Source organism: Chryseobacterium vrystaatense (assembly GCF_000737765.1).
GTDB classification, from domain to species: domain Bacteria; phylum Bacteroidota; class Bacteroidia; order Flavobacteriales; family Weeksellaceae; genus Chryseobacterium; species Chryseobacterium vrystaatense.
In genome coordinates this window covers 252,110-264,799 of sequence record NZ_JPRI01000008.1, presented here as the reverse complement: position 1 = coordinate 264,799, position 12,690 = coordinate 252,110, and the positions used below count along the sequence as shown (strand labels likewise).

Sequence of the window (12,690 nt, the reverse complement as noted above, 5' to 3'; positions counted from 1 at the left end):
TTTTAGATGATTGCAATCCTGTTTTTGATTTTCGCGAATAGATTATTTTTTTATTGACTGCAATGTAATTTTTGCAATATTTCTGGTAATTTCTGTCGGGGAGTGGCAGTCACAGTTGCTGAATCCTATAACGTAAATATCTTCAGAAGGAATATACACACCCATACTTTTGAATCCGAAAATACTTCCACCATGTTCTCTGTCAGGAGTTCCATTGATATCTTTGAGGTGCCAGCCATAGCCGTAAGTGAATTCTTCTCCGTTGTTCAGTTTGTATTTCTGAAAAACTTTTTTAGTTTCTGCCGGATTAAGAAGTGTATTTTGGTTCAAAGCCTGCTGCCATTTCAACATATCATCTACCGTAGACATCAAAGATCCGGATGAAAAAGGAACACTGAAACTGATTACTGTTTTATTGACAAATCCATGTTCTTTCTGGTGGTATCCATATGCTCTTTTTGGAATAAGCTGGCGGTCGGTCGCATAATAGGAATGGAGCATTCCCACCTTTTCAAAAATATTTTTTTTGATGAAATCCTCATAAGTCTGTCCCGAGACAATCTCAATAATATATCCTAATAGAACATATCCCGAATTGTTATATTCAAATTTTTCTCCGGGAGCAAAGTCGACAGGTTCATTTTTGAAAAAATCAACCATCATTTCCGGTTTCATTTCTTTCTGTGCAATCGTTGATAGAGCTTTCATCTTAGTAAAATCTTTAATTCCCGAAGTGTGGGTAAGAAGATGATGAATCGTAATTTTAGCACCATTAGGATAATCTGCGATGTATTTTGATATAGGATCGTTGACATTGAGCTTCCCTTGTTGCTCCAGCATCAATATAGCTATAGCTGTGAACTGTTTGGTCATGGAACCGATTTGGAAAACATTTTTAGGTGTCATGTTGACATCCAGTTCGAGATTAGCTTTTCCAAAGGCTTTATGATAAAGGCTTTTCCCTTTTTGGGTTACCATAAAAACGCCTCCAGGCTCATTTTTACTTTCAAATCCGGTAAGGATCAGGCTGTCTATTTTCTTTTCGTACTTATTTGTAGGTACTTGTGCATCAATTCTAATACCTAAAAGTAGTATCGGTATCAGGATGGTTATGGTTTTTTTAGTAATCATAGTTATGTATATTGCTATACAAAGATATGATTTATTATAATTACTATGTTATACACTATAATTGTTTTGAAAATGATACTGTTTCATACATCTGGTATTTAAATAGACTGAAACAGTATCGAGCTTGATGCTTATTGCAATAGAATCATCATTTGTGCTTTTAGAATCCTTTACAATGCAAGTATTTTTATTCTTAATCTAATTTGTGTATAATAAAATGAGCACCCCAGTCGAGATTAGTATAAGCACTTTCATAATAAGATGGATTTGGGTTGTAAAGCTCTCCCTGAAATTGCATAAACATACTGCCGGCACCACCCGAAAAATCAGCAATGAAGGATGCCCTTAAGGTGGCGCCATAAACAGTGTGAAATAAACCTATATTATCTGGAGTAACAATGTTAAAAAGACCATATTCGAATGCAGCGATATCTTCATCAAGAATTATGAGATATTTGCCTTTTGGTAAATTAATGGTTGCTCCTGAAGTGCTTATTCCTCCTATATTGTCCTTTTCTATAATGGAGGTCCCGACGAATCGGGTGAATTGCGAAGTTGAAAAATCTTGTTTACCTGAAAGATAGATTATAGCTCCCTTGCTTTCTTTTGGCTGCCAGGTTCCAACACCATTATCATCCGATGTTAATAATCTACCTGCCTGTTGGGTACCATCAACAATTTTAATTGCACCAGGCACATCATTTTTTATTTCCAGCTTAGCAGTAGGTGAGGAGCTGTTAATCCCAACATCCCCGTTATTCAATACGGTTAAAAGCTCGTGATTACTACTGTTGGTAATCTTTAAGGCCTTGGTAACAGCAGAATTATCTTTCGATACAAGATCAAATTCAGCACTTGGATTAGGGGTATTAATCCCGATCTGAGAGAATAGAATAGCAGGATAGAAAAGTATACCTGCTATCAATAAGTTTTTTTTCATTTGTTTTATATGTAAGAATCGTAACTATCAGAAAATCATAAGAAATTGAAACTTATTTTAATCATTTTAATTTCTTAATTGGAATGATGATTAGATTGTGCAAAGGTATTTTGAAATATGATTGTATGCAAGAATTAGACTGTCACTATTCGCGAATATTAACAGTTTTTTTTGTTGTAATTTACTGAATTATATATTTTTATGTTTTTTAATTGAGGTGTTTTTTTTGAGTTGAAAAGTAGAGTTATTGATCTTTTTAATTGCATCAAATAGAATGAATTTTCTTTTTTAATAGATGCTCTGATATTAATTTCTTCATTAAAAAGCAGTCAGAAAGCCATTTCAACAAAATATCTGCCATTATTCGCGAATAATGACAGATATTTTGTTGTACTAATTTATTTCTTGAAATAGTTTTACCACTCGTCAAAGAACATATATTCACGAATAAGTAGAAAGCAGATCTATAAAATTACAGGAACTGTTGCCTGATACTTCCTGATTCAAATGATTTATCCAAAATTCCATGATACATTCAAGAGCAATTAAAATGCTTACAACAAATGTTTTGTGTGTGATGAGTAATTTTTTTTGTTGATAATCAGTTATTTATATTTGGTTTTTATCCTTTGATAAAAGAAAAGGCTGTCAATATTCGCGAATAATGACAGCCTTTTCATTGCTTACTTTTCACTAATATAATAATTTTGCTGGCAGAAAAACATGTTCCTTTTGAATGCATCAAGATCAGATTAAAAGTATTGTTTTTCATTAAAAAAGATATTTTAAAACACAAATGATGGAAGAAATTCTTAAAAAAGAAAATTTGAATTGGAATATGTCAGGTTATGACGAAGTGTGGAATGACCGGTTTTTATTTTTCCAAGTAGAATGAAAGTGAGCAGTAAAGGCTTGGGTTATGACCCGAGCTTTTCTGTATATGGCTATTACAAATTATCTAGATCTCAATTTCTGTTATTTTTCTACAGAGATGAGAAGCATCATAGGACGGCGCAATTCGTCTTTCATTTCAGAAAATTCGTTGAGCATCTCTGTACTGGGTTCAGGTTCTGTAATTTCATTTATTTTAAAACCCTGCTTTAGTAAACTGTTGAGATAAGTCGTCAGTGTTCTGTGATACTTAATTACATTTTCTCCCAAAAAAGAAGTATCTCTTTTCCCTTCTATGAAATACCGGTCTACGGGCCAATATAATTTTTCTTCATTTGCACCATAGATCCAATCCTGCCTACCCTGAGCAGTAAAAACAGGATGTTCAACAGAAAATACGAAATGTCCTTTGGGTTTAAGCCATTGATAAATATTTTGGACCATCACATCAAACGATTCTATGTAATGAAAGGTCAAAGAACTTAATATGATGTCAAATTTTCCCGAAGGATAATCCACATCTTCAAGGGCTTTTCTTATATATTCAATACCCTCCAGATTATTGATCTCCGTAGCTTTTTCCAGCATTTTTTCTGAAAGATCAACTCCAATAACGGACTTCGCTCCGCTTTCAATAGCGTACCGGCAATGCCAGCCAAAGCCGCAACCGAGATCAAGAACTTCTTTTCCTGTAAAATCCGGCAGCATTTTTTTCAGGGCATGCCATTCTCCGGCTCCTTCCAGCCCTTTTTGGGAACGGAGCATCTTTTCGTACTGTTCAAAAAATGATGAGTTATCGTATTTATTTTCTTTCATAGATTAAAATGGAATCTTTAAAAGCAATTTTTATGCTAATCATTGATTATGCTCTGATAACAGGGCTCGAACCTGTGTCCTCCCGGATGAAGAGCCGGGTGCTCTGCCGCTGAGCTATATCAGAAGTTGGATAGGTGCAGGGCTCGAACCTGCGTCAACCCGGGTGAAGAGCCGGGAATTCTACCACTGAACTAACCTATCCGTATGGTATTATCTTTCAGACTTTCCCTGAGAAATATTTATTTTTTCTTAATACCGTTGCCAGAAACGGATTGGAAATGGTAACTCCATGCACCAGTTCTGGTGTAGGCTTAAATTGGCTGACCCGGTGAGTCCGTGGTGCAATCCAACCTGAATTTTCAGCATCAATACCAGCTTTCCTACAAGCCTCAATAATCATATTTTTGTTGCAGAATTCTTTTTTCTGAAAGACTTCCCACGGCAAAGGTAATATATTCCAAACTTCTGTATTGGGATCAAGCCTTCCGCCACTTGATAGATGCCAGGCGATAACATCGGCCGCCATCAGTCGCATGACTTTTCCAAAACTGATATCTTCCAGAATGTATTCAATTCCCAAAGCGTAGATCAGGTTCATCCAGTTGTCTCTTGCTTTGTTCCAGGCCCCTGCAGTATTATTCCAGGTTGTGGAGTCGTTGCCCGTTTTTACTGCCATTGTTTTCCTGTTGATGTCATTTTGATTCCAGAGTTCTCCAAGAAATTCTGCAATCTCCTGCAGTATTTCAGTCCATCGGCCCAGCAGAGCTCCTTTCTGTTCGTCGGTCAGATTTTGCAATACTTCTTCGCTGGTGTAGATATAGGAAACAGCCAGCCAATTGGTTTTTTCCGGAGTTTCTTTGCACCGGTCAAACAGGACTTCACATATTTCATCAAACGGCCTTTCCTGACTTTGATTGGTAAAGGTGCTTCTAAGGCCGCTTCTAGCATTGAAATAGGCAATGAAACATGCTGTGTTCAGATCTTCATTAAAATCTTCCGGACGGATAGTGTGTGAAAGTCCATGTTTTGCAATTTTCTGAAATTCAATCTTTTTAGATTCATGAATGAATTGGTACAGTCTTTTTTCAATTCGTTTTAAAAGACGCCATTTTTTATTATAATTCCTTTTGGAAATATCCAGTCCTGCTTCTTTTCTTTCATTTTTATTAAGTCTGTCGGATCTGAAATCATTCTGCCCCACAGATTTTTGAATCAAAGGTGATATTTGATTTAAAAATACTTCAATATTTTCAGCATTGTTATAATCTGTTTTTTCTTTTTCGCTGATCCTGAAAATCTCAATCGCTTTATGAATCTGTTTTTCAGCACCGATGGCGTTTCCAAATGTTTCCAGCATGGAAGTATATCCAAACATACTTCTTTTCAGAGAACCCTGAGCGGCTTTTTCCAAAATGGTTTGTTCTTGCTCAGTCAGTTTATCTTCTAATAGCTCAGCAATCATTTCCGCAATGTCTTCCGGGCGCCTGCGTTGGTCTAATGTTTTATAAAGCTGTTCAACTGTTGTCATGATACAATCAAAATTATTAAAAAAATGTTGAGTAGATGGGATAAAAGATTACTTTTTCAGAATTGGATTATGATCATTTTTACTCTGCTGTTTCTTAAATGACCATAGAAAAATAGCAGCGATGATTCCTAAAAAAATCAGGATAAAGGCGACCATACCCGTCACGGCATTATAAAAGAATGAACCCTGAAAATAAAATAAATCTGTGGATAAAAACAGTTTGCTTTTTTCTGGCTGATGGGGATTGGTGAGAATAAAATATTCCCGTTTCTGTATTTTTTCTGAAACTGATTTTGAAAATTCCTCCACCAGCTCCCGGCTCTTTTTTCTGTTCCAAAACGGATAATACTTGTATAAAGCGTCAGGTTCTGAATTTTTATAGGTCCTTCCATTAAACTGATATTCGTAATCAATATTAACGTAAGAATTTCCTTTTCGTTTATAGCCGCTGTCCCATGAAGCAAATGGCTGAATTGTTAGGGCATTTACCGGTTTCCAGTCTGAATGAGAATATTTAAATTCCATGACTTTCAGAAATGGAGAAAGGGATAGTATCGTAATTAAAGCAAGATAGACCACACCGGTTGCAATCAGGAGATTTTTGGCTGTTTTTTTTAAATCATTTCTGAAATTCTGAAGGCTCTTAAGATTGGTGGCAATGACCAGAAGTACAGCGTATAAAAAATATCTGACAGGGTTTTCTATAAAGACAAGAACGAATAATCCACCTACAATCACGATTGATCCTAAAACCGTAAAAAAGATATCTGATATTTTTTTGAATTTTCCAGCCATAGGAATTGGTTTTTTATGTCACTTTTATATTACGAATAATATTAAAATTAAATAATCCGTCAGATAATTTCAATTCCGGAAAATTCTTGCTGTCCTCAACAATTGCTCTAAAGTTACTGAATCTGTGCAATCTTCCCTCTGAAATACCCTTTCCCTTGATGAGGCATGCTATTTCCAAACCGATCATGTTCCGTTTTTTCAAATTCGAAATATCCGTAAATACTGTCGTTCAATTTGTATTTTGATTGGTTAAGAACCAGTTTTTGTTTAGTGTTTTTAAAGTTTGAAGGTTTGTCATTATCATTGATCACGTCGTCTTCTGAAAATGGCGAAATGTCAAATTTATTTTCATACACTGCGATATTGAATCCGACGGAGGTAAATCCTGAGTAATAAACGATATTAACATTTACAGTATCTGACTTTCTCCAAAGCATAGGGTTACAGATATATTCATTACTTCCATCATATATTAGTTTTGTTGTTCTTTTAGTTAGAGGAGGTTCTGAATCAATCATCATTTGAATTTCATTTTCAGAGCTCATTTGTCTGAAAATTTTGTTATGCTTCAAATTTTCATCGACAGAAAATGTCAGCCATTTTTCATTTTTGTTCTTTTCCTTCGAACAGCTCAATAAAAATATGGAAAAAATTAGGAGTGATAATCTGAATTTCATAGATAAGCGTTAGATTGGGAAATTGATAAGGACTTGTTGAAAGGGGAATAGAATAACAATTCATTATCTATCCAATTCATTTCAGCATTTTTAATATAGAAATAATCTTTCGTTTAGATTGACTTCTTGATCAGTTTAAAAATGTGATAACTGCTTCACCATTCTTCGCTGCTTCTGCATAAACCTTTTGTACAGTTGAGAATCCATCAGCAAGATAGTCGAAAGCGTCATCTCCTTCGTCCCAAATTGAGGGATAAACATCTGATTCGGTCATCTTTTTTGGATCGAAATTAGGTTTTAAGGAATCCATGGTAATTACAGAAATCTGACTGTTTAATTCGGAAACCTGCTCTGGAGTCGAATAATGAGCGGGTCCATATCCTAAATCCTGCTCTTCATCAATAATCTGACCGCTGAACAAAATTTTGGAAAGGGGATGATCATAAGCATCAAATAGGTTCCTGCCTGTCAGTAAAAAAATAATTCCATCCCAGGCCTTATCGATGTCTACCAGGTTTTCGCTGTTTGCATCTTCACTATAGATACGGTCTCTCAGTAATGAACTGTCTTTTAAATAAGCCACAAGCTCAGATTCTTTGATGCGGAGTAAATTTCCAATCATGCTCATAATTTCAAAGGTATTTTGTTGTTAATAAGTTTTGATGTCAGCTTCAAATGTAAACATTGGAGCCATACGATTTATAAAATATTCGCTAATGTTTTTAAAATCATTAAGGTTCTCGAATTAGTTATCTTTTTCATTGTGTGCTTCAAATCCATCCCGTACTGCTGCTAGAAGTATATCAAGGTTAATATCTTTCAGCGCTTTGAACTTAATGCAATATCCGCTTACGCTCGCCTTACCTATTTTTTCTCCGTATGTTTTGGCTAGATAGGTCTTATCATTGATGGTGAGGATGTAGACAGAGATTCCGGCTGTGTTGGCACTGATCCCAATTTGATAAAACTCCCGGGTTGTTCCGTTAGCATAGGATATTTTTTGGAAGCCGTATCCTATATTAGGATTGGAAACCGTTTTGTTTTCATTGTTTTTACCATCGAGAAACCATAACTGACAGGAAGGCATCAATTCTTGAATGACGTGGTGAAGCTCCTGCATATCACTGCGTTTTGGTTCAGGCTGGCTGATTATATATTCTGTGATTTGTTCCTTTACGTTCATGGAATTCTGAATGATCTAGTGTGTGCTATTCTTTTCGTTCTCTGTTATTTTTTTCAGGGCTATTCCAATTGCCGATATTCCATTAGGCATTGCTGTTGCCCTTAGACTGATTAATTTTTCTTTTGCAGGATGATATTGGTGAAATCCTAAAATTTGAATGGCCCGCTCCTGAACATACATATCATCATTGTCAAGAAATGGATAAATGTTATCCTCAATCTCGGTAGCTGAACTTAAGGCAATAATTGAAAATGCAATTTGCTGTTTTAGGTCGTCATCATTTTCCGAAGTGAATTCAGCTTTTAGCTGTTTGATGATTTGTTTTCTTTCTGTAAATTCCGCTGGAATTTCAACGCTGGGAAAATCAAAAAATGCTTCATCTAAATCGTTAAAGTCATAAGCCTCCGGATTTTCTTCAATTGCTTTTACAAAACTGGAAATATCTTTAAATTTTGGTTCTAAATTAGGTTCGTCGTGACTTAAATAACAAATCATTCCTTTCATAGGTCCGCTAACATATAGACACCAATAATTGGAATTGTCATCAGTCAATAAAGCTGTTATATTTTTATACATTGAAAACTGACTGAAATAATCTTCCATTTCATCAAACTCTGAGTCGTTAAGAAGCATAAATCCCTCCCTTGACTGGAAGACTTTTAGTCTTTCGGCTTCTGATTTTTTTATATCAAATTTATTTAATTTTTCAATCATAATTTCTTTCATTAATTGCCTGCTCTGGAAAATCAGCTGGCTTTCGAATGTACGAATTGTATTCATTCGATTTAAACAATATTTCCCATATGTAAAAAAGACTTAGTCCTGTAGTTTTAAAATCCCGTGATCAGAAATATGATATGAGTCACAATATGCGCAATCATGGCTGATTCAAGTCCTCTTTTCCAGTACAACCATCCGAATATGATTCCACCCAGTGAATTTCCTAAAACAATATAAAGAATGAGACTGGAAGAAGGATCTGTTACCAGCCCGTTAACAATAGGTAAATGCCCAATTCCAAATAACAGAGATGAAAGTAAAATTCCGGACCAGTACGTCCACTGATTTTTGCTTTTGAAAATCATTTGAAAGAGCCATACAAAAAGAGTCATCAATCCAAAACGCATGAGTATTTCCTCCGTTATTCCTCCGTAAAAGAACCGATTGAAAATATTGGGGCTAAAGCTTTTCAGTGCACCCGGAATATCAGAACTAAAAATCCATGAAATAAAAGATAGCAGTGATCCACTTAATATTCCACCTGCAATTCCAAACTTGGATATGCTTTTAAAATCAACAGGGACTTTGTCTTTCCGTGTTAAATATTCGAAAACAGGCAGTTTAAATCCAGTTTTAGTATACAGTGAAGTTCCAATAAGCGTAAAAAGGGTCAGTAAAATAGTTGGATTGATAAGGATGAGTAACTTGAACTGAAAAGGAGTAAAAACGTCGGACATCTCAGTTTTCAGCTTTTCTATAAGTGGAATATCCATGGTTAGAAGAGAAAGAATTCCTAAAAAGCCTATTGTGAATAGTAAAATGCCCAATTTTATCTTGTCGGGTTGTTTCATAAATGTATACTTAGAGAGGGTGACGGTTTGCTGTATGTTTAAAAACCCGGGTTTATTATTTAATTTGAATAGATTGATGTTGCTATATTTTGTAGTTCAGGACTGTCATACTGAAGCTATTCTTCATATGATGTAGGGATCTGTTTATATATCCAAAAATTGTTTTGCTGTTTTTTCGAATTTATGAAACTCCTGAAATGGAAAATCGTGAATCCTATTTTCTGAAAATTGTTTATCCCGCAATAAAAAATGGGTCTTTTTCAGTTGTAAATAGAGAATAGTAATCAGTTGTTTGAGCTTTATATCAAAAGTAATCATCAATGAATATTGTTTTTGTTCTTTATAAAAATTTTCGTCAAATTGTGTTATTGAAACCATCACCTTATGCTGTTCTGTCATAATTTTGTTTATTTCAATTCTATGCCCACCTGGTTCACCATACCAAAATAAAGTTGCATTGTTGTGTCCATAGATTAAGTTTGTCAATACCTGAATAAGATCTAAGTAAGGATTACTAAAACTATGAGTGATGATAAGCTCAAAGGTATTGTCTTTAACAAATAAAAAGCAAGAACTCCAGCCATGTGGGTTGAGAGTTAATAATAAATCAATGTCGTCAGTTTCTGTCATTTTACACGTGTAGACTATATTTGCTGGTTTTGTTTTGAAAGAAGCTGCCTTTCGGCAGCTTCAGTGTATTAATTCATTAATGGTTTGATCTGTTTTCATCAGTAGTCCCTGTGGGATCTGGTGATTAAGATAAGTGAAAAGTAAATGAGCGATCCATCTGCTTTCAATACCATGCACGTAATAGGAACATATCAGATCCATATCATCAGAAATATAAGCAGGTAAATCAGACGATCCGGTACTTCTGAATGTAAGAACAAAAATATCCTTCCTGAATTCATCTATTTCAGATTTTATTTCCGGATCTGTTACTTTTTTTTCAATCAAATGATAAGCCCGCATCCATGCATCCGAAAATTCAGATTCATCCCTTTTGTCTAAGATCAAATCAATATTTTCAGGGTCAGTATTTTTAAGCGTTACTTCTAATGATTTTTTTAAAATAGCTTTAAGCTTATCCAGCTCACCTTTCATCAAACAATTATTATAGGTTATCCAAACGCTCTTTTCAGTAAACTCTCCACCTTAGGCTCACTTCCTCTAAAACTTTTATACAGTTCCATAGGATCTTTTGTTCCGCCTGATGAAAGAAGGATTTTATATTTTGCAGCCGTTTCGGGATTGAAGATTCCGGTTTCTTTAAAATACTGGAATGCATCTGCATCCAGAACTTCTGCCCATTTGTAAGAATAGTACCCTGCAGAATATCCACCCTGGAAAATGTGTGAAAAACTTGGGCTCATTGCCGTTTCAGAATTGATAGGGTAAAGCGTAGTAGCCTTTGTATATTTATCTTCAAACTCCTTTACACTTTCATTTTCCAACTCAGCAACTTTCGTATGATAATTCATATCCAGAAGTCCAAAGCCAAGCTGTCTCATCGTTTGGTAGCCTTCCATGAAGTTTTTGGACTGCTCGATCTTTTCAATTTTTTCGTCAGGAAGAACTTCACCTGTTTTATAATGTTTAGCGAATGTCTTTAAAAATTCAGGTTCGTAGCAGAAGTTTTCCAGAAACTGAGATGGAAGTTCTACAAAATCCCATTTTACAGAAGTTCCGGAAAGACCTGGATATTCTGTTTCAGCCATCATTCCGTGGAGGGCATGTCCAAATTCATGAAATAAAGTCGTCACTTCCTGGAACGTCAACAGACTCGGAGTGTCTTTCGTTGGCTTGCTGAAATTGCAGACGATAGAAATGTGTGGACGGGAATTTTCACCGTCTTTTTTATACTGATTTTTATAGCTTGTCATCCATGCTCCGGCTCTCTTGCCTTTTCGAGGGAAATAATCCACATAAAGCAATGCTTTGAAGTGGTCTTCCGGTTGCTCTGATACTTCATAGACTTTAACATCTTCATGGTATTTCGGAATGTCATTTCTTTCTTTAAAATGAAGACCGAAAAGTTTTCCAGCCAGTCCAAAAACAGCCTCCTGCACCTGATCTAATGGGAAATAAGGCTTCAGCTCTTCATCGTTAAAATCATATTTTTGCTTGCGCAGTTTTTCTGCGTAAAAAGAATGGTCATAACCCTGAAGGTCTTCTATTCCGTCTGCTTTCGCCAGAGATCTTAATTCCTCAATTTCTTTTTCTGCATAAGGTTTTGCCTTCGTTAAAAGTTCGTTTAAGAAATCAAGGACTTTCGCAGGAGATTTTGCCATTCTTTCTTCAAGAACATAATCCGCGTAGTTTTGATATCCTAATAATTCAGCTTTTTGCTGCTTCAAAGTCAGAAGTTCCTTGATCAGTTCCTGATTGTCAAATTCTCCGCCGTCAAAAGATTTTTTGCCGCTGGCCAAAGCCAATTCTTTTCTCAGCTCGCGGTTTTCAGCATACGTCATGAATGGGATATAGCTAGGATACTGAAGCGTAACAACCCATCCTTCCAGTTCTTTTTCTTTCGCTTCTTCAGCATACTGGTCAAGAATAGCTTCAGGAATCCCTGCCAGATCTTCTTTATGGGTGATATGTTTAAAGTAAGCATTCGTAGAGGCCAGAACATTTTGTCCGAACTGCAAAGATTTTACAGAAAGAGCCATACTGATTTTCTGTAATTTTTCTTTATCCGCTTCATTCAGCAGAGCACCGCTTCTTACAAAACCTTTGTATGTTTCATTCAAAAGCATTTGCTGTTCTTCATTCAGCTGATAGGTTTCTTTGTTGTCGTATACTTTTTTGATTTTGCCGAATAATGCTTCGTTTTGAGAAATCTTTGAAGAATATTCAGTCAGAAGGGGAGAAACTTCCTGAGCAATTTTCTGGATCTCATCGCTTGTTTCTGCAGAATTTAAATTGAAGAAAATATTGGATACCACATCCAGCTGTTCTCCTGAAAAAGCTAATGCCTCTATAACATTTTCAAAAGTAGGTGCTTCAGGATTACTGACAATATCATTAATTTCATCCTCGGACTTTTTGATCAGTTCCTTAAATGCGGGAGTGAAATCTTCGTTTTTGATACTGTTAAAAGGGGCTGCATGATATGGTGTCGTAAATTTTTCTGTTAAAATATTCATTTTTCGATTTTT

13 protein-coding genes and 2 tRNA genes are annotated in these 12,690 nt (G+C 35.5%); all 15 read right to left on the bottom strand.

The genetic code is table 11. The annotated features are described in order from the left end of the window. Window positions 1–42: 42 nt before the first annotated feature. The 15 genes from IW16_RS19405 to IW16_RS19335 all read right to left on the bottom strand — a co-directional run bounded on the left by IW16_RS19405 (window position 43) and on the right by IW16_RS19335 (window position 12,678). A complete protein-coding gene (locus IW16_RS19405) occupies window positions 43–1,131 on the bottom strand; it encodes a serine hydrolase domain-containing protein (protein WP_034748346.1) in 1,089 nt (362 codons plus the stop codon). A gap of 193 nt (window positions 1,132–1,324) precedes the next feature. Next, the gene (locus IW16_RS19400; protein ID WP_131327941.1) at window positions 1,325–2,056 is read right to left on the bottom strand and encodes a hypothetical protein; all 732 of its coding nucleotides are present in this window, start codon (window positions 2,054–2,056) and stop codon (window positions 1,325–1,327) included. A 990-nt stretch (window positions 2,057–3,046) separates the two neighbouring features. Then, window positions 3,047–3,778 (bottom strand): class I SAM-dependent methyltransferase, encoded by a 732-nt coding sequence (locus IW16_RS19395; protein ID WP_034748340.1) that lies wholly within the window; start codon window positions 3,776–3,778, stop codon window positions 3,047–3,049. A 51-nt stretch (window positions 3,779–3,829) separates the two neighbouring features. Further along, a tRNA-Lys gene (locus tag IW16_RS19390) sits at window positions 3,830–3,902 on the bottom strand. 3 nt (window positions 3,903–3,905) lie between these two features. Continuing rightward, a tRNA-Lys gene (locus IW16_RS19385) sits at window positions 3,906–3,980 on the bottom strand. Between the two features lie 15 nt (window positions 3,981–3,995). After that, on the bottom strand, window positions 3,996–5,306 hold the full coding sequence (locus IW16_RS19380; RefSeq protein WP_034748337.1) for a hypothetical protein: 1,311 nt from the start codon (window positions 5,304–5,306) through the stop codon (window positions 3,996–3,998). A gap of 48 nt (window positions 5,307–5,354) precedes the next feature. After that, entirely contained in the window at window positions 5,355–6,101 is a 747-nt protein-coding gene (locus IW16_RS19375) for a hypothetical protein (protein ID WP_034748335.1), read from the bottom strand. 113 nt (window positions 6,102–6,214) lie between these two features. Beyond that, window positions 6,215–6,646, bottom strand: coding sequence for a hypothetical protein (locus tag IW16_RS25840; RefSeq protein WP_131327940.1), 432 nt, complete (start codon window positions 6,644–6,646; stop codon window positions 6,215–6,217). A gap of 262 nt (window positions 6,647–6,908) precedes the next feature. Continuing rightward, entirely contained in the window at window positions 6,909–7,400 is a 492-nt protein-coding gene (locus IW16_RS19365; protein WP_051890496.1) for a YfbM family protein, read from the bottom strand. A 123-nt stretch (window positions 7,401–7,523) separates the two neighbouring features. Beyond that, window positions 7,524–7,961, bottom strand: coding sequence for a hypothetical protein (locus IW16_RS19360; protein ID WP_034748329.1), 438 nt, complete (start codon window positions 7,959–7,961; stop codon window positions 7,524–7,526). 15 nt (window positions 7,962–7,976) lie between these two features. Continuing rightward, window positions 7,977–8,687 (bottom strand): hypothetical protein, encoded by a 711-nt coding sequence (locus tag IW16_RS19355; protein ID WP_131327939.1) that lies wholly within the window; start codon window positions 8,685–8,687, stop codon window positions 7,977–7,979. A 104-nt stretch (window positions 8,688–8,791) separates the two neighbouring features. Beyond that, the gene (locus IW16_RS19350; protein ID WP_034748323.1) at window positions 8,792–9,532 is read right to left on the bottom strand and encodes a CPBP family intramembrane glutamic endopeptidase; all 741 of its coding nucleotides are present in this window, start codon (window positions 9,530–9,532) and stop codon (window positions 8,792–8,794) included. A gap of 144 nt (window positions 9,533–9,676) precedes the next feature. After that, on the bottom strand, window positions 9,677–10,162 hold the full coding sequence (locus IW16_RS19345) for a hypothetical protein (RefSeq protein WP_034748321.1): 486 nt from the start codon (window positions 10,160–10,162) through the stop codon (window positions 9,677–9,679). A 60-nt stretch (window positions 10,163–10,222) separates the two neighbouring features. After that, window positions 10,223–10,636 (bottom strand): hypothetical protein, encoded by a 414-nt coding sequence (locus IW16_RS25835; RefSeq protein WP_051890488.1) that lies wholly within the window; start codon window positions 10,634–10,636, stop codon window positions 10,223–10,225. A gap of 17 nt (window positions 10,637–10,653) precedes the next feature. Beyond that, complete coding sequence (locus IW16_RS19335; protein WP_034748317.1) at window positions 10,654–12,678, bottom strand: M3 family metallopeptidase; 2,025 nt, start codon at window positions 12,676–12,678, stop codon at window positions 10,654–10,656. Window positions 12,679–12,690 lie beyond the last annotated feature (12 nt).

Coding starts and splice junctions, on each gene's coding strand:
- IW16_RS25835 (WP_051890488.1), bottom strand. CDS start 10,636: ATGAAAGGTGAGCTGGATAAGCTTAAAGCTATTTTAAAAAAATCATTA.
- IW16_RS25840 (WP_131327940.1), bottom strand. CDS start 6,646: ATGAGCTCTGAAAATGAAATTCAAATGATGATTGATTCAGAACCTCCT.
- IW16_RS19345 (WP_034748321.1), bottom strand. CDS start 10,162: ATGACAGAAACTGACGACATTGATTTATTATTAACTCTCAACCCACAT.
- IW16_RS19380 (WP_034748337.1), bottom strand. CDS start 5,306: ATGACAACAGTTGAACAGCTTTATAAAACATTAGACCAACGCAGGCGC.
- IW16_RS19375 (WP_034748335.1), bottom strand. CDS start 6,101: ATGGCTGGAAAATTCAAAAAAATATCAGATATCTTTTTTACGGTTTTA.
- IW16_RS19360 (WP_034748329.1), bottom strand. CDS start 7,961: ATGAACGTAAAGGAACAAATCACAGAATATATAATCAGCCAGCCTGAA.
- IW16_RS19395 (WP_034748340.1), bottom strand. CDS start 3,778: ATGAAAGAAAATAAATACGATAACTCATCATTTTTTGAACAGTACGAA.
- IW16_RS19350 (WP_034748323.1), bottom strand. CDS start 9,532: ATGAAACAACCCGACAAGATAAAATTGGGCATTTTACTATTCACAATA.
- IW16_RS19335 (WP_034748317.1), bottom strand. CDS start 12,678: ATGAATATTTTAACAGAAAAATTTACGACACCATATCATGCAGCCCCT.
- IW16_RS19355 (WP_131327939.1), bottom strand. CDS start 8,687: ATGAAAGAAATTATGATTGAAAAATTAAATAAATTTGATATAAAAAAA.
- IW16_RS19365 (WP_051890496.1), bottom strand. CDS start 7,400: ATGATTGGAAATTTACTCCGCATCAAAGAATCTGAGCTTGTGGCTTAT.
- IW16_RS19405 (WP_034748346.1), bottom strand. CDS start 1,131: ATGATTACTAAAAAAACCATAACCATCCTGATACCGATACTACTTTTA.